Source organism: Adhaeribacter swui, assembly GCF_014217805.1.
Lineage (GTDB): Bacteria > Bacteroidota > Bacteroidia > Cytophagales > Hymenobacteraceae > Adhaeribacter > Adhaeribacter swui.
The window spans coordinates 3136548-3150991 of the sequence record NZ_CP055156.1 but is presented as its reverse complement, the minus strand read 5'-3'; the positions used below and the strand labels follow the sequence as shown (position 1 = coordinate 3150991).

Here is a 14444-nt window from a genome sequence, read left to right as displayed (position 1 = left end):
TTTGTAACCATTATTATGAAGTACATTTTTGTTTATCTGGTAACCCTGTTTACTTTTTTTATTTCGCTACCGGGTAAAGCACAAGAAACTTTAACATTAGAAGATGCGGTGCGCATTGCCCTCGAAAAAAACTATGATATTAAACTAGTCGCCAATGATTTAGCCATCGACCGGAATAACGTAAACCGGGCTAACGCCGGCATGCTGCCTAATTTAGGCGCCAATATTACTAACGGCAACAACATCCAGACCGGCCGCCAAACCCGCCAAACCGGATTACAGGAATTTAATAACGTTAAAAGCTCGAACACCAGCTACGGCACCGATTTAAACTGGACTATTTTTGATGGTTTCCGGATGTTTGCCCGCTACGAGCAATTAAAAGAATTTGCCAACCTAGGCGATGCCGAGTTAAAACAAACCATATTGACCACTCTGGGCGATGTGATCAGCACGTACTTTGAACTGGTAAACCAACAGCAACAATTACGGGCTTACGACTCGGCCATTGTTATTTCGCGCTTACGGGTACAAACGGCCCAAAACCGGTTTACTATTGGCAAAGCGGCCCGCCTGGAAGTATTAAACGCCCTCGTGGATTTAAATACCGATACCACCAACTTTGTGCAGCAACAAAACCTTTACCGCAACACCCAAATCCGTTTAAATGAATTTTTGGGCCGCGATGTAAACATTGTTTTTGAAGTGCCCAATACTTTATACATTGATAATAAACTTACTTTAGGCCCTTTATCGGATTTAGCCGTTCAGCAAAATCCGGCTTTAAAAGTAGCCCTGGTAAACAAACGCATTGCCGAACTGAATTTAAAACAAGTACGGGCCAACCGCTATCCCACGTTGGGCGTAACGAGTGGTTACACGTTTAACCGTTCCGAATCGGCCTTAGGGTTTGCCACGCAGGCCAATAACCGCGGCTTAAATTACGGACTATCGGCTTCGGTAAACATTTTTAACGGCTTTTTGCAGCGCCGCAACGAGCAAAATGCCGAAACTTTAATCCAAAGCGCGCAACTGCAATACGAAAAAGCCGACCTGAATATTAAATCGCAACTGGCCGCGGCTTACCAAACTTACGCTACCAATTTAACGCTGGTTACTTTAGAAGAAAACAACCAAAAGATTGCCAAACAAAACCTGAATATCACTTTAGATAAGTACCGCTTAGGCAGCATTGCTCCCATAGAATTTCGGGATGCGCAACTAAACTACCTGAATGCCCGGGTTCGTTTTAACAATGCGCAATATCTGGCGAAGCTGGCTGAAATCTCTTTAAAGGAAATTGCAGGTGATTTAAATTTGTAAGCTAAAAATGAAAAAAATTAAAAATTCCGGTTTTCAGGCCGGATTTTTTGTTTGTGACCATTTATAAATACCCTTTCGCCTGCATCTCCTTCCCTAAAAACAGGGAAGGAGATGCAGGTATTCTGGAATGATAGATCCAGCCGCTAAAAACTCGCTGAACAGCAGAACAGTTTCTTTGAATACCCACCAGCTTAAGCTGGTGGCAATACATTGCAGAAAAGTAAATACAACGTAAAGTATGACGACCGGCTTTGTCTTTAAGCCCAACGCGAATCAGCTTCTACATTATAGTACACTTTACTCTTGGCTTTGCTTTATTTTGAGCCAGTAATACTGCAGCGAATCGGGCGGTTGCACAGGATAAGGATTTTCTTTAATCATGGCCTGAATAGCTTGCATGCGGGATTCCAGAGGTGGGTGGGTGCTTAGAAATTCACTGGGTTGGGAGTTACCGGAGGCTTTTTCTGCTTGCTTTAACCGTTGAAACAGTTGTATCATGCCCCGCGGATTAATGTGGTTTTGCTGCAAAACACTAAAGCCAAACTTATCGGCGTCTTCTTCTAAATGGCGGCTGTATTCTAAATTTTTAAGCACGCTGGCATTTTCTACCAGAACCGCCGACACTCCCAAAATATCGCCGAACAAATAAGACACAAACAAATAGCTGCCTAAACTCCGGAATAAGGCGCGGGTAGCGTGTCGGTTTTGTACGTGCCCGGATTCGTGCCCCAGCAAAGCGACTAATTCCTCGGGATGCTGCATTTTTTCCAGGATACTGTGGTGCACTACCAAGTAGCCACCGGGCAAAGCAAAGGCATTCACGTTCTTATCCCGGATAATGGTTACCTGCAGTTGATAGGTACTGGGCACTTTTAATTGCCGCAGAAACCCTTTCACGTATTGTGTAAGTTCGGGCTCGGGTTGGGCATCTTCCAGTACTTGCTGGTACACCCTTTTGCCCACGTACTCATCCGTCGACTGCGGAATAATCCAGGCCGCTTTATCTGCCAGATACGACAATCCCCACATGTAAAAACCAAAAATAGCAGCCAGTATCCCGATCCCACTCAACCAAAACCACGTGGGTACTTTGCTTACCGGTAATACTTCGGACGGTGGCTCTGCCACTACGGGCGGGTATTGTTTTTCCAGGTAATTTTTAAAATCCGGTTCTGGTATTTCTAGTTTTTGTGTAGCGTTTTTTCCGTAAGTAAGCACGGTAATTTCGGCTGCTGCATCTGCATTTGATTCAATACGGGAGGGTTGCCAGTACACTGCAATGGGTACCGATTGATTTGGATTCTGGTAGGTGATACGTAACTGCCCAGGTTCCAGATGTACCTGGGCTTGGTAAGATTGGTCTGATTTACCATCGTAATAAGTGCCGGTAAATACCAGATTCATGGTTATTGTATTTGAATTAAGCCCAAATTTAAAATTTCTGCCTTGTTTTTGAGGTAAATATTACCCAAAAGCAGGTTTAAAAATAAAAAATCACAGATCCGGAAACAGAAGTATTTAGTTTACCAGATCTGTGATAGTGTATGTAGGGCGGAGTTAACTCGTTGTTTTATTCAGATTTCTTTTACTACATCGCCGCGGCTTTCGCTTTTTTCTTCGGCTTGCCTTTTTTTAAATTTTTACCTTTAGCGGCGGCTTTTTCTTTTACAATATTCTGAATAAAAGCTACTTCTTCGGCTTGGTATGGTTCGCCGTTGGGCCGGTAAATATCATGAAACCACAGTTCCGGCTCGCTGGCGTACACTTTTTGCCAGGAGTTCCAGGGGTAAATGGTGTTGGATTTACCGGCTACAAAACCCCAGTTAATCATGGCTACGTTGTGTTTGCTGGCTACCGGCAACGAGCGCTGAAACACACTTTTATTGCCTCTGGACATGTACTCGGTGCAGATTAATGGCCGGCCGTATTGCTGCAAATACACAATGCGTTTTTCCAGTTCAGGCGCATCGTCGTAGTTATGAAACGAAATAACATCGGAGTTTTCGACCTGAATTTTTTCAATGGGTTTTAATTTATCCGGCGTAGACCAATCGCCGGCCCAAATGCCGCAGGTTAGCGGCTGCGACGGATTACCGGCTCGTGCCCAGGTAAACACCTGCGGTAATAAATTAGTTACCAGTTCTACTTTGTTGGCGGGTTCCCACCGGAAATAGCTCGAATTATTCATATTATCGGGTTCGTTCCAAATATCCCAGGCCAGAATGCGGGCATCGTCTTTAAATTGACTCACCACGCCGGTTACATAATTTTGCAGTTGTGGATATTGGCTTTGATCTTTTAAAACATCGGCTCCCGGCCCTTGCACCCAACCCGAATTATGCAATCCTTGCACTGGCTGATGCTGCTTACCTAAACGAGGAAAAGGATCCCAGCAAGAATCGAACAACACAAACATCGGCCTAATTTTGTGTTTAGCGCAAATATCTAAAAACTGGTTGATGCGCTGCGTAAAACCGGCCTGGTCCTGGTTCCAGAGTTGATCGTGCAAAAACACCCGCATGGTATTAAAGCCTAAGTCTTCGGCTAGGGCCATTTCTTTTTCCAGGGTTGCCGGGTCAAAGGTATCGGCTTGCCACATTTCTAATTGGTTAATGGCATTTACCGGCACGTAGTTCGCACCGAGTAACCAGGGCTGCTGCGCGTACCAGGCATGGGCTTGTTCTTTGGTCCAGACGGAGCGCTGGGCAAATAAGCTGGTGGTAATAAATAAGTAAATAAAAAGAAGTACGTATTTAGTCGATCGCATGGGGTTAAAGATTTTGGGCAAATTTTAAAAATAGTCGTTAAGCTGTTATAAATTTTAATATGAAGCATTTATAAGACGCCTGCAGGATACTAAAAAATAAAAAATTTAAAAAATGGCGGTTGCCAGTACCTGTCCCATTCGCTGCTGAAGCGTTATTTTTAATATTGTTTCGGATGCAGATGATCGCCGTCGCGCATTTTTATGGTGCGTTTAAGCGGTACTTGCATGCCCCCGGAGCTTTCGAGCCAATCGTAGAGTTCGCCGGCCATTTGCTTAATTTGGTTCTGGTGCTCGGGTTGCGCAATTAAGTTGTTCATTTCCAGGGGGTCTTGCTGCAAGTCAAAAAACTCGTTGGTATCCCAAATGCCCTGGTACCGGATGTATTTATAACGGCCGTTGCGCACGGCAAAAACCGTAGGCGTTTGCGGAAAGTCGTACTCCCAGTAATATTCGTAAAAAGCTTTGTCGCGCCAGGCTATTTTTTGGCCTTGCAACAGAGGTAAAAACGATTGCCCTTGCATTTGCTTGGGCATAGGTTGGCCCGCTACCGCCAAGATAGTAGGCGCAATATCAATGTTCTGAATTACCTCTGTGATTTTAGTACCGGGCTTAATCACATCGGGGTAGCGCATTACCAAAGGCACCCGCATAGATTCTTCGTAGGCGTGCCGCTTGTCAATCAATCCGTGCTCCCCGAACGAAAAACCGTTATCGCCCATGTAAATAACCAGGGTATTTTTATCGATGCCGGCTTTTTTTAAATAATCCAGCACCGAGCCAATGCTTTCGTCTACGCTGAGTAAGGTTTCGCAGTACTGGCGGTAAAAATTATCGAACTGAATGCGGCCATGATACATGTAATCTACCCCGTGCCAGCTATAGCGTTGTTTTTTCACCCACTCTGGTATGCCAGCCAGGTTTACGATTTGCTTTAACTCCGGATTAATAGCCACCTTATTGCGTAAAGGCCAGGTATTGCTGGTATCGGTGGCAGTTAAGAACATGGAAGCCGGGTAATGAATTGGCATGTTTTTATAGCGGCCCCGGTGGCGTTTGGCCGGCTGAAATTCGGCGTGTACCCCTTTATGCGACAAGTACAGGAAGAAAGGCTTTTTCTTGTCTTGTTGCTTCATCCAATCTACGGCGTGCTGGGTAAGTAAATCGGCAATGTAGGCGCTGTCTTTGTACTCTACTTGCTTGCCATTGATGTTAAACGTAGGATTGTAGTATACGCCCTGCCCCCGGAAACTTTCCCAATGATGAAAACCCGGCTGCGGTTCGTCTTCGGTATTGCCCATGTGCCACTTCCCGAAAAACGCTGTTTGATAACCAGCTTGCTGCAAATACTGCGGGAAAAACGTTAAACCTTTCGGTAGCGGTGCCTGGTTATCCACGATGGTGTGGGTGTGGGCATACTGGCCGGTTAAAATAGACGCCCGGCTGGGCGAACATAAAGCCGTGCTCACAAAAGCATTCTGGATGTGCGCGCCTTCTTTCGCCAGACGATCCATGTTGGGCGTTTGCAGACCAGGTACTTTGCCGGTAAAGCCCATAAAATCGTAACGGTGGTCATCGGCCAGAATAAAAATAACGTTTTGCGGTTTGGCTGTTCCGGATTTGTTACCCGCTTTTTGCGCCCAGATGCACTCACTCGTTAAGCAAATCAACAAGAGCAAAATGCTCCTCAATAATCTATTCATAGGGTAAGTAAGTTGCCGTTAATAATGGGTGATGAAACAAATAAAATATGAGGCTCCCCAAAATGAAAAATTTTAAAAAATCGGGTTAGTGCCGGACGTAATTACTAAAGTTTAGTTATTTATGGAAGCGGGTAGCGTAATTTTTAAAATTTTAAATGTTTAGCTGCAGTTAAGAAGTGACAAAGATTACTATTCAAATTTTTGTTCTTTAATTTTAGCCACTATGCTTCCTACTCCAATTAATTTATCATGATTATTCACACATAATAACCATTCGTACTTTTTGGAAATCAGATAGTATTCAAAGCTGTAATGATTTTGCAGGATTTTTTTAATGGACTTGATATATCCTTGAAAGAGCCAGAATTTACTGAAGTCCCGGTAAGAATCACAAGCCACAAACCATATTTTTTCCTTTTCATCAATCAATTGAGGTAAGTATTCAAAAGGCTTCGTATCACCTGCATTTACTCCGAAGGGTTCACCTTTTAAATGTTCCCACCACCAGTTAAATTTTGTATTAGAATTCTTTTTGATGATAAAAGTAGCCTCAATTTTCTTCATGATCGAGGGCCATTCATGAATTCCAATTGGGGCAAATTCATCAACCGGAATGGCTAACATATTTGCCAGTTTAATTAGATTATCTTGAAAGCCGTTCATTTCTATTAATTTATAAACTGCTTATTTCAAAGCATCCAACACTTTGTACATTTTAGGCACCAAAGTACCAGCCGAGCCATTGTAATTGTTTACCAGAAAAGAAAACAGGTACTGATGGCCATCCCGACCTGTATGGTAACCACAAAATCCTTTAGCGCCGTGCAGCGTACCACTTTTCATTTTTAAATTATTTAACTGCGGCAAAGAGGCGTAGAAGCCCGAGAACCAGGGTTGTTGTAGGGCATATTGTAAAACCCGAACCTGGGCCTGCGTAGTTACGCGGTTTAAGGGCGAAAGCCCGGAACCATCTACCATATTTAACTCCGAATTAGGGATGCCGTTCTTTTTCCAGAAATCGCGGATAAATTCCAGGCCCTGACTGGTGGAACCAGTTCCTTCTTTTTTTACTGCCAAAGTTTTAACTAAAGCTTCCCCGTACAGATTAATGCTTTTGCGGTTTAACCAGTAAATCACACTATCCAGCGGTGGCGAAGATAGCGTTAACAAGGTGGTATAACCAACCGGTAAGGTCTCCTTGGTAATCCGGACGGGCGCATTTTTTAAAATTTTGACGCCGTTACGAGCCAAAGTATCGAGTAAGGTGCGGGCAAATTGCTGCATGGGGTCCGGCATGGCTCCCGAAATTTTAAATTTAGGCTGATTTACCGGAATGGTACCCCGGATAGTTCCGGAAGCGGCCTGTAGCGGGAAATAGATGTAGGCCTGATCGCCGGAATTAGCCGCCGCAGCGGTTAGTTCGGATTTTAAGGTATAGTTGTAAATAGCCGGCGAAATGCGCACAATGCTTACCGGACTTTTTAACTGACTGCCCGATTTTAAAATAACATCAAACTGATTTTCGCGCCAGTTTAGCGGGCTCCAGCCGGCCCCGTAGTAATTGCCCAAATCCTGCCAGATCCAACCATCCGGTATAGTACCTTCTTCCCGGTTTTTAGTTTGAATAATAAACTCGTTAATGGTAGTAATACCGGCTTTTTGAACCGCTTGGCTGATTTTTTTAATTATTTCATTTTCGGAGGTAGCAACCCAGCGCCAGCTGCCCAAAGTAGGATCGCCGCTAGGCAAAATAAGAAGCGAAGCCTTGTTTTTGGCGTAGGCGAAACTAGTCTGAAATTTAAAATTTTTACCCAGTAAGGCGTAAGCGCTCGCGCTGGTAATTACTTTTTGCGTAGACGCCGGCACCAAACCAATTTTACTGTTCTTCTCAAAAATAACTTTACCGGTAGTAGCATCCAGCACACACACCGACGACAAGCTGCTTTGCAGTTGGGCATCGGTGGTAAAAACCTGGTAGGCCGTAGCCAGCTTAGCGGCTACATTTTGAGGCCAGGCTAGGCCGGGTAAACAAACAATTATACAGAAAAACAATATTCGAATAGCCGCCACAAACACGCACGTAAAAAAGGTAAAAACAGAAGCAGTAAGTTTAGCGGAAAATACGGTTTTTTAAAAATTTGCTTTTTCAAGACATCAACTCTTTGCTTGATTCTGCCTTTAGCGCTTACATAGTTTCGTTAGAGGTGCTAACCAGATAAAGCTTGCGAATGATACTGATTTGACCACGGTGGTAAATTTCGTCTTCTACCATGTGGTATAATGCCCAGGCCAGGTTGCAACCGGTATCCGGATCGTACTCTTCGATCTTTTGCGTGAATTGCTCAAAGGTTAGTTCTTGCAAAGCAGCTAAAAGCATCTGCCGGGCTTCGGTTAGCTCTTTCTGGTACGTTTCCGGGGGGTGATTCTTGATTAACTGCGGCAGGTAAGGCCCCATGTCCAGGGCGGGTAGCCATTTTTGGTTTTCTTCTGCGGTTAGCTTCCGGCCTTCTACAAACTCAATCCGGAAATAATGCTCTAAAGCGGTGATATGCGCTAACAAGGCGCCAATGGTATTCCAGCCCGGTTGGTATTGCCAATCCAGCGCCGCGGGTGGTATTTTGGCGATAGTCTGTAAAGTGGTAATCCGGGCATCTTCCAGAATGCCGATGAGGTAATCGAGGGCATGATCCGAAGCTCGCCCAAAATCAATAGTAAACTTTCTTTTTAAAATCAAGGCGGTGCAGGCTAAGGGAAAATTTAAAAATTTAGGCTGTTTAAAAGAAAACCTGGTTGATGATTGCTTTTTGTTTTCCCCAGGAATTGTCAAAATTAAAAAAGCTTTGCGTTTACCAGACTAAACAATAATCCAGTAACCACAAAGCTTTATTTTTTAATTAAATCTAGCAAGAGAACTGATATAGCTAAAACATAACATCTGCTCTGAAATAGGGCAATTTGTTTTAAGGATTTCTTAAGATGTCTCTTGTTTCCATCAACGCAAACCCAAGTAAATTAAGGCCCTCCCACTTTTCGGGCTTGCTGGCTCTTTCATCATCGGCGGCAAGCCCTATCCCCCAAATGCTGTCGACTGGGCTCGCTTCTACTAACACTCTTTCCTTCGTGTTCAATAAAAACGCCTTTAAGTCCGGATGTTGCTGAAACTTGGCCAGATTTCCGTTCACTACTATCGGGTACCGCTCCTTCTCCCAGATTGCCTGATCAAAGTTTTTAACTTTTCTTCCGAGCGCTTTGGCCTCGCCTGGTGATTTACTCTGAACTATCTTATCGTGAATTTGTTCGTCACCAAACAAAAGTGCCTTCTGAGCCATCATCCAATGTTCGGCTGTTTTGTAAGTAGTATTAGCTACTACAAAAGGAGCTTCCCACCACTGGCTAAAGCAGGAAGAGGTAATTTGACCATTCTTGCTTGGCCGATGGCCCCAAAAGTATAGGAACTTAATATCCTTTCCTGCTTCTAAACTTTGAATTAGCCAGCTACAGTTGTACTTTATCATCGCTAATTTACCCGAGCAAACAGGTTAACTTATCTACTTAAAAGATTTATTATAAGAACCTGTCTTTAAATTCTAGACTGCTCCTGTTAACAGCGGAATATTACGACTAATTTTAAACGTTTAACCGTTTAAATTATAGTAGTTGTTTTATTTAATGCGATTCTACGTATTTTTTAAAATTATCCAGAATGGCCTGCCAGCCGCTCTTTTGCATTTCTTCCGAATTTTCACCTTCAGCTTCAAAGGTTTCTGTTACTTTGGTTTCGTTGCCGTTACCGGTAAAGTTAATTTCTACTTTACGGCCATCGGTTAAAGTATAGGCAATCCGTTCGTGTTCTTTTACGTCGTCGTAGGTGCCTTCAAAGTTAAAACCAAAACTGCCGTCGCGGGCTTCCATCCGCGACAGGAATTTACCACCTACCCGCAAATCGTTTTCGTTGGTGGGGGTATACCAGTCTTCGGAAGCGTTGTTCCAGTTAACGATGTGTTCGGGGGTGCTCCATAGTTCCCAAACTTTTTCAACGGGAGCCTGCACGGTAGCTTCTATGGTAATTTTGGTTTTGTTTTCTGTTGCCATCTGCTAGTTCTTTAGTTTATAAGGTTAATAATAACTGGATTATCTTTTTCTTTAACTAATTAACGTTAAGTATTTTTCCCGGTTATCTGTATTATCAAAAGTCCGGTAACTCCAAATGGAAGCCAGTAAGATTTGGGTTTAAAGAATTACATTGTTTCCTTTAAACCGCGCTCTAATTTCATTTCCAGAATAGGGTAATCTTTCCCGGTGGCATCTTTTTCGGTGCGGTTAAAAGGTACAAAATTAAAATTACGGTAAAACTGTACGGCTGCGGTATTTTGTTCATTCACGTCGACGCGGTTTACCTGGAGTTTTTGTAAAGCAAAAAGCATCAGCTTTTTACCGAATCCCTGGCCAATATAATCCGGATCTAAAAACAACATTTCCAGTTTACCATCGGCTACACCTAAAAAACCTAAAACCCTATCGCCCTGCATCAGGCAATAAACCTGAAAAGTCGTAAAATCAGTATTTTTTAAAATTTCTTTATAAAAAGCAATATCGCCGGGTTTTAAGAAATGGTGGGTAGCCTTTACTGATTTTTCCCATATGGTAATTAGCTGATTTTTAAATTTTTCGTGGTACGGAGCTATGGCAACCGGTAAATTTTGCACGGAATTCTTGGATAATTAATGATAAACTTAAAATAAGGTATTTATAAAAACAGCATTGCCTGAACACCCGAAGTAAAAGAATAAACTACTTACAATGTTAAAATAAACGTAGCGAACCTAAAAGGTGCACGCAGCAAACAATTAATCAACGTTAAAAGTAATACCCAGCATTTCTTCGGTTAAATCCCACAGGCGCTTGGCATTAGTTTCATCTACCGCATACGGTTTTACCCCATCGCTTATTCCTTCCGCGGTAGCTAAGCCGGCAACGTCAGCATCTTCGCAATACACGCCGCCCAGGTTGTTGAGCAAGGGGCTGGTAGCGCACCAAATAGTGGTTGCAGCTCCTTGCGGAATAGTTTTAAGGGAGGCGGCAAATTCCGGTAAAAAATCACCCTTTTCATCGCTTAAGCCCAGTTGATGAAATATCTCGGGAGAAGCTTCGCGGGCTAATTCGGTACCCATTATGTTACCGGGATGCAAGGAGTAAGCTCTTACCTGAAAATCTTTGGCCCGATTATCTAATTCCAACGAAAACAAATTTATAGCGGTTTTGGATTGTCCGTAACCCGCTAAAGTTTCGTACTCCCGGTTTTCAAAATTCGGGTCTTCAAAATCAAAAGGGGCAAACTGGTGCCCGAGCGAAGATACATTTACTACTCTGGCGCCATTCGCTTTTTTAAGGCCGGCCATAACCTGGCCGTTAATTGAAAAGGCGCTAAATAATTGGTTACCAGCTGCGATTCAAAACCCCGGTTATCACGACGTAGCGGCACAAACATAATACCGGCGTTATTTATAAGTAAATGCAAGGGCCTACCCGAAGCCAAAAATTCAGCGGCAAACCGATCTATGGAAGTATGGTCCATTAAATCCATTTCGGCTAACTCCACGTTGGCTATGCCGGCTAAATTTTGCTGGGCTTTTTGCATACTTCGGGCGGGCACAATTACAGTGGCGCCGGCTGCCGCCAGCGTTTGGGTGGTTTCTAAACCAATACCGGTGTAACCGCCAGTTACAATCGCAACTTTCCCGGTCAGGTCAATTCCCTGGATTACTTCGCTGGCCGTTGATTTGGCATGAAAGCCGGAGCCCAGTGGTTTTTGCCAGGCTCCGTTATAATTATTATTTTCCATGTTAATGCTATTTATTTAGGTGAATAAGAATGATAAATTCCTGATTTTAAAAATATTAACTTTTAGGTTTGAGAAAATTTTTATTAACCTAAATTAACGTGAGTTCGATTTAAGTACATTTTAGGTTTTCCTTATCCATTTTGGTCATCCTGAAAGGATCTAACCAGTAGATAACCGATTAGATCCTTTCAGGATGACGTATTTAAGAATGAATAGCCCTGTTTTCTTTTCTTATCTCGAACTCACGTTAAATTATTTCATCAAACTGATATTGGTGAGACCACCGTCTGATAGAATTTCGGTACCCACAATAAAAGCGGAATCGTCCGAAGCCAGAAACACCGCCGCATTGCCTATATCCGAAGGAAGTCCTTGCCGGCCCACCGGGGTAATATCTACCCACAATTGTTTTACTTGCTCCAGTTGTTCCGGGGGTACTATTTTCCCGAAAACCGGCGTATCAATAGAACCCGGCGACAAAGTGTTTACCCGGATTTTTCTGGGTAACAAATCCAGCGACAATCCTTTGGCTAATGAAATAATAGCGGCTTTGGCTGCTCCGTAAATGGCCATTCCGGGAGCAGCCCGGTGCGCTGCACTCGACCCAATGAGGATAATGGAGGCCCCGTCGTTTAAATAGGGCAGCGATTTTTGTACCGTGAAATAGACGCTTTTTAAATTTAAATCCATGTAGCGGTCGTAATTGTCTTCCGTTACACTGGTAATAGCGGCCAGGGGCATACCGTCTACAATACCGCCGGCATTTACTACCAATGCATCAATCTTCCCGAATTGCTCAAAGGTCTTTCGGAAAATATTTTCTAAATCATGGAAGTTGGTTACATCACCTTTAATACCGATAAAGTTTGTTCCTAACGCTTCTATTGCTTGGTTTAAGGTTGCCTCGTTTCTGCCGGTAATGGTGCCCACGGCTCCTTCTTTCTCGAACGCTTCGGCAATACCGAAACCAATGCCGCTATTACCGCCGGTAATAACCACTACCTTGTTATGTAATTTGCTCATTTTTTTAAATTTTTTGATTTTATAAACCGTAAATACCGCCCGAAACAGAGATCTTCTCGCCGGTAATCCAGGCTGCCTCCTCGGAGGCCAGAAACACCGCTACTTTGGCAATATCTTCGGGCTGACCGGTACGGCCGAGCGGCGTGTTGGCTACTAATTTTGCTTCGAACGCACTCCCGATAAAGCCGGCACTGTGCGAACCTTCGGTTTCTACCACCCCGGGCAGAATAGAATTAATGCGGATATTTCGGCCGGCAAATTCTTTCGACAAAGCAACGGTAAAGGCATCTAAAGCCGTTTTGGTAGCAGAATAAACCGACCCGGTGGGCAAAGGCGTATTACTGGCCCCGGAACTAATGTTAATAATATTGCCGCCTTTATCGCCAAACAGTTTTAACGCGGCCTGAATAGTTAGAATAGACCCTAAAACATTGATGTTAAATTGTTGATGAAAAGTTTCTGCGGATACCTGTTCAATGGGTTCGTATAGGTAAACGCCGGCATTGTTTACCAAAACATCTAAAGTACCAAAAACAGCTTTTGTTTCTTCAAACAGCCTGCTTACATCGGCTTCTTTCGATACATCACCTTGCACCGCAATGGCCGTTCCGCCATTATCCGTAATGGCTTTCACTACATGCTCTGCCGCTTCTTTACTCGACGCGTAATTTACGACCACCTTGGCACCTTCGGCGGCAAAGTATTTGGCAATACTGGCACCTATTCCTTTGGAAGCCCCCGTTACCACGGCTACTTTATTTTTTAATTTGCTCATTTTATTTGCTATTTTTTTCTGTTAGCGAGACAAAGTTAGGTGAGCATAATTTATTTTGGTAACTTTGTAACAAAAAGTAACTATAACCTCTAAGTAACTCAGTAACCTTTAAGAAACCAAGTATCATGATGGAGTGCCAGGTAAAAGAATTTCAAAAGGAACATAAAAAAGAAATGCGGGCGATCCAGGATTCGATGGACGTGCTCAATGGGAAATGGAAAATAGCCGTTATCTCCTCTATTTGTTATTATAACAAAAGACGATTTTCCGACATTTTAAATGATGTAGCCGGTATTTCGAACAAAATGCTGAGCAAGGAATTAAAGGAATTGGAAGTAAATAAATTGATAAAACGTACTGTTCTGGATACGCAACCTATTACCGTGCAGTATGAGCTCACCGAACACGGCAAAACGTTGCAGACGATTATTAATAATCTTACCGCCTGGGGAATAGAACACCGCAAGAAAATTATCGGGGAATAAGTTCTGCTGTAGGTACTTACAATTAAGAACGACCGAGTTTTGCCAACTTGACGATGTTAGGGTGCTAGGAAAAACCTATTTGGTCATCGGGTTAATACCGGGACAAATGTCAGCGTGGAGGGACCAGAACCCCACTAAAATCCCGAATGTATTTCTGCCCACAAGCAGACTCGTATAAAGATGGTTCAGCAGCCTTTAACTAGCCAGCACGGAAGTTATTTTGTTTACTTTTCCAGGAGGAAATACAAAAAGAACTCTTGCGGATTACTGGTGGCCATGTTGCTGCTCTTCATTTCCCAACCCCGATCCTGGTATTCTTTCACAATTTTAAGTACCCCCGAGTAATCATACATTTCCTCACTCTTAATCAATCTTTGCCGTCTGCTAGTACTCGCATCTACGGAAACGGAAAAGTTAACGAGTTTATCCTTGCCCCTATTGGTAGCCATAATGGTAATTATCTCCTTCGTATCAGCCTTTTGCTCATACTGCTTAAAACTGAATAATGCCGCTGCAGCTATCAGCAAAA

The 14444-nt window shown here is 43.4% G+C and carries 16 protein-coding genes; 2 read left to right on the top strand and 14 right to left on the bottom strand.

What is annotated here, in order from left to right; translation table 11 throughout:
* Nucleotides 1-15 precede the first annotated feature (15 nt).
* Nucleotides 16-1323: a TolC family protein gene (locus HUW51_RS13400; protein WP_185270149.1), complete on the top strand. Its 1308-nt coding sequence runs from the start codon at nt 16-18 to the stop codon at nt 1321-1323.
* A gap of 297 nt (nt 1324-1620) precedes the next feature.
* Here HUW51_RS13400 and HUW51_RS13395 read toward each other — a convergent pair whose 3' ends face one another.
* The 13 genes from HUW51_RS13395 to HUW51_RS13340 all read right to left on the bottom strand — a co-directional run bounded on the left by HUW51_RS13395 (nt 1621) and on the right by HUW51_RS13340 (nt 13430).
* The gene (locus HUW51_RS13395) at nt 1621-2727 is read right to left on the bottom strand and encodes a M48 family metallopeptidase (protein ID WP_185270148.1); all 1107 of its coding nucleotides are present in this window, start codon (nt 2725-2727) and stop codon (nt 1621-1623) included.
* Between the two features lie 184 nt (nt 2728-2911).
* A complete protein-coding gene (locus HUW51_RS13390) occupies nt 2912-4090 on the bottom strand; it encodes a glycoside hydrolase 5 family protein (protein WP_185270147.1) in 1179 nt (392 codons plus the stop codon).
* A gap of 158 nt (nt 4091-4248) precedes the next feature.
* Nucleotides 4249-5790, bottom strand: coding sequence for a sulfatase family protein (locus tag HUW51_RS13385; RefSeq protein WP_185270146.1), 1542 nt, complete (start codon nt 5788-5790; stop codon nt 4249-4251).
* 189 nt (nt 5791-5979) lie between these two features.
* Nucleotides 5980-6453 (bottom strand): DUF6756 family protein, encoded by a 474-nt coding sequence (locus tag HUW51_RS13380; protein WP_185270145.1) that lies wholly within the window; start codon nt 6451-6453, stop codon nt 5980-5982.
* Between the two features lie 21 nt (nt 6454-6474).
* On the bottom strand, nt 6475-7860 hold the full coding sequence (dacB, locus tag HUW51_RS13375; RefSeq protein WP_228466614.1) for a D-alanyl-D-alanine carboxypeptidase/D-alanyl-D-alanine endopeptidase: 1386 nt from the start codon (nt 7858-7860) through the stop codon (nt 6475-6477).
* A 115-nt stretch (nt 7861-7975) separates the two neighbouring features.
* A complete protein-coding gene (locus HUW51_RS13370) occupies nt 7976-8524 on the bottom strand; it encodes a DinB family protein (protein ID WP_185270143.1) in 549 nt (182 codons plus the stop codon).
* A gap of 226 nt (nt 8525-8750) precedes the next feature.
* A complete protein-coding gene (locus HUW51_RS13365; RefSeq protein WP_185270142.1) occupies nt 8751-9305 on the bottom strand; it encodes an NADAR family protein in 555 nt (184 codons plus the stop codon).
* A 151-nt stretch (nt 9306-9456) separates the two neighbouring features.
* Entirely contained in the window at nt 9457-9882 is a 426-nt protein-coding gene (locus tag HUW51_RS13360; protein ID WP_185270141.1) for an SRPBCC family protein, read from the bottom strand.
* Between the two features lie 146 nt (nt 9883-10028).
* On the bottom strand, nt 10029-10496 hold the full coding sequence (locus tag HUW51_RS13355) for a GNAT family N-acetyltransferase (protein WP_185270140.1): 468 nt from the start codon (nt 10494-10496) through the stop codon (nt 10029-10031).
* Between the two features lie 141 nt (nt 10497-10637).
* Entirely contained in the window at nt 10638-11189 is a 552-nt protein-coding gene (locus HUW51_RS24585; RefSeq protein WP_228466613.1) for an SDR family NAD(P)-dependent oxidoreductase, read from the bottom strand.
* Nucleotides 11153-11632, bottom strand: a complete 480-nt coding sequence (locus HUW51_RS24580) for an SDR family NAD(P)-dependent oxidoreductase (protein WP_228466611.1) — start codon at nt 11630-11632, stop codon at nt 11153-11155. Before HUW51_RS24580 ends, HUW51_RS24585 begins: the two co-directional genes overlap by 37 nt.
* Before the next feature lie 252 nt (nt 11633-11884).
* On the bottom strand, nt 11885-12655 hold the full coding sequence (locus tag HUW51_RS13345) for an SDR family oxidoreductase (protein WP_185270139.1): 771 nt from the start codon (nt 12653-12655) through the stop codon (nt 11885-11887).
* 19 nt (nt 12656-12674) lie between these two features.
* Nucleotides 12675-13430, bottom strand: coding sequence for an SDR family NAD(P)-dependent oxidoreductase (locus HUW51_RS13340; protein ID WP_185270138.1), 756 nt, complete (start codon nt 13428-13430; stop codon nt 12675-12677).
* Between the two features lie 125 nt (nt 13431-13555).
* Between HUW51_RS13340 and HUW51_RS13335 the strand changes: the two genes are divergently transcribed.
* The gene (locus HUW51_RS13335) at nt 13556-13915 is read left to right on the top strand and encodes a winged helix-turn-helix transcriptional regulator (protein ID WP_228466609.1); all 360 of its coding nucleotides are present in this window, start codon (nt 13556-13558) and stop codon (nt 13913-13915) included.
* Nucleotides 13916-14139: 224 nt separating this feature from the next.
* Here HUW51_RS13335 and HUW51_RS13330 read toward each other — a convergent pair whose 3' ends face one another.
* Nucleotides 14140-14364 carry a hypothetical protein gene (locus HUW51_RS13330; RefSeq protein ID WP_185270137.1) on the bottom strand — a complete coding sequence of 75 codons (225 nt, stop codon included), beginning with the start codon at nt 14362-14364 and terminating at the stop codon, nt 14140-14142.
* Nucleotides 14365-14444: the final 80 nt, after the last annotated feature.

Excerpts from the sequence above, each read along its gene's own strand:
- HUW51_RS13395 (WP_185270148.1), bottom strand. The coding sequence starts at position 2,727 with ATGAATCTGGTATTTACCGGCACTTATTACGATGGTAAATCAGACCAA.
- HUW51_RS13400 (WP_185270149.1), top strand. The coding sequence starts at position 16 with ATGAAGTACATTTTTGTTTATCTGGTAACCCTGTTTACTTTTTTTATT.
- HUW51_RS13335 (WP_228466609.1), top strand. The coding sequence starts at position 13,556 with ATGATGGAGTGCCAGGTAAAAGAATTTCAAAAGGAACATAAAAAAGAA.
- HUW51_RS24580 (WP_228466611.1), bottom strand. The coding sequence starts at position 11,632 with ATGGAAAATAATAATTATAACGGAGCCTGGCAAAAACCACTGGGCTCC.
- HUW51_RS13345 (WP_185270139.1), bottom strand. The coding sequence starts at position 12,655 with ATGAGCAAATTACATAACAAGGTAGTGGTTATTACCGGCGGTAATAGC.
- HUW51_RS13330 (WP_185270137.1), bottom strand. The coding sequence starts at position 14,364 with ATGGCTACCAATAGGGGCAAGGATAAACTCGTTAACTTTTCCGTTTCC.
- HUW51_RS13390 (WP_185270147.1), bottom strand. The coding sequence starts at position 4,090 with ATGCGATCGACTAAATACGTACTTCTTTTTATTTACTTATTTATTACC.
- HUW51_RS13385 (WP_185270146.1), bottom strand. The coding sequence starts at position 5,790 with ATGAATAGATTATTGAGGAGCATTTTGCTCTTGTTGATTTGCTTAACG.
- HUW51_RS24585 (WP_228466613.1), bottom strand. The coding sequence starts at position 11,189 with ATGGCCGGCCTTAAAAAAGCGAATGGCGCCAGAGTAGTAAATGTATCT.
- HUW51_RS13365 (WP_185270142.1), bottom strand. The coding sequence starts at position 9,305 with ATGATAAAGTACAACTGTAGCTGGCTAATTCAAAGTTTAGAAGCAGGA.
- HUW51_RS13360 (WP_185270141.1), bottom strand. The coding sequence starts at position 9,882 with ATGGCAACAGAAAACAAAACCAAAATTACCATAGAAGCTACCGTGCAG.
- HUW51_RS13340 (WP_185270138.1), bottom strand. The coding sequence starts at position 13,430 with ATGAGCAAATTAAAAAATAAAGTAGCCGTGGTAACGGGGGCTTCCAAA.
- HUW51_RS13380 (WP_185270145.1), bottom strand. The coding sequence starts at position 6,453 with ATGAACGGCTTTCAAGATAATCTAATTAAACTGGCAAATATGTTAGCC.